At 39.4% G+C, this 1,404-nt stretch carries 2 protein-coding genes; both read left to right on the top strand.

Annotated features, from left to right (window positions below; translation table 11 throughout):
• Window positions 1-894, top strand: an 894-nt coding sequence (locus NZM04_03590; protein ID MCS7063122.1) for a DUF2235 domain-containing protein, incomplete at its 5' end; no start/stop codon positions are given.
• A 316-nt stretch (window positions 895-1,210) separates the two neighbouring features.
• Window positions 1,211-1,404: hypothetical protein (locus NZM04_03585; GenBank protein MCS7063121.1), on the top strand; the 194-nt coding region annotated here is incomplete at its 3' end.

Raw genomic sequence — 1,404 nt, 5'->3', positions numbered from 1 at the left:
TACGCGAATGGGGATCCGGTGAATTATATTGATCCGACTGGGAGAGCAGGTTATTTTATCGATGGGACGCACTATAGTGAACTTGGTCAAAATGGATCACATGATGGGTCAAACAATGTATATTTGCTTTCGCAGAATTATAATGGTCCAAGGGCATCACATTATTATCGCGGTGTGGGGAATGATCTTGATAACACAAATACCATAGCTGCGACTTTCATGGGTATTACTGGATATGGGGCTGGAGATATTGCAAGTAATGTTTATAATGATATAGTCAAAAACTATAACGTAGGAGATACATCAGTAATTATGGCAGCATGGAGCCGTGGAAATCTAGTAGCAGAAAAAGTAGATTCCATGATAACGCAATACGGGATTCCTGATTTGAGTGCGGGGACAAAGATTGAAGTTAGTTACGCAGGCTATCCTGGTGCCGTATCAACCATAAAAAGCGTTCCAAATGCATATTTAGTCGCTCCCTACAGCAATCAAAAAGTAATCACTCAAATGCACATGATCGATCCTGTGTATGCGATGGGACCAATTCCATTTGCTCATTATCTTGGTGGTTACGATGGAAATTTATCTTCAACTCAAAATGCTTTTACATACCTAGCTACTGATAATAACATATCGCTTTCTCTTGATGGACTGCTCGTGGGAACGCCTCTGAATTTTAGAACTTATGATTCAAACTCATCTATACAATACTTTTCAAGCAACCACGCCGATGTCGCAGGGGCAGGGTCTCTACATGCAGGGGCAAATGTTTATAATGCAATAATCAATAATGCTGAAAGCTCCTTCGGAGAGTCAATTTTCAATCAGGGATACGGATATAATGTGAACACGGGATTATTTAACAAAGTAAATACCAATAATTACAAATGACCAACTCTAGGCTAATGATTTGGATCAATCGGATCTTTACTTTTTTTATTGCCGTGTTCGTAGCTTTGGGCCTCTTATTGATTTCAGTAAGCATCTTTAATTTACCTATGAGTTTCTATCCCAAGGACGGCATTAATTTTTTTGCTTATATATTTTTGTTGTATTTTTTAACTTTGATTTCTGCGTTGCTGCTTTTTATTTTAGGCGTGGTAAGTTTTTTTCTACATTTTAAATGTTCTAAAATTAGTCAACTAAAAGCACTATTGCCACTACCATGTGGGACGATTGTATTTTTATTAATAATGGCAATGAAGTGATGTTGAAAAAGTGGATCATAGAAACGCAAGCAGCCCCGAATTATCCGTATGAGATTTACATTTACGATGCCCAAGGGCGCATCTATTACCGATGGGTGCGAGAAGCTGACGGGAAAGGGACGGACGAACGTTTCATCTACGATGCGCTGGGCAGACGCATCAAGACAGAGGGGTGGACGATCCAGAATTACGC

The sequence above is a fragment of the Candidatus Methylacidiphilales bacterium genome, assembly GCA_025056655.1.
Classification (GTDB): Bacteria; Verrucomicrobiota; Verrucomicrobiia; order Methylacidiphilales; family JANWVL01; genus JANWVL01.
Note: the sequence above shows the minus strand (reverse complement) of the source record. Positions and strands in the feature narration are given on the sequence as shown.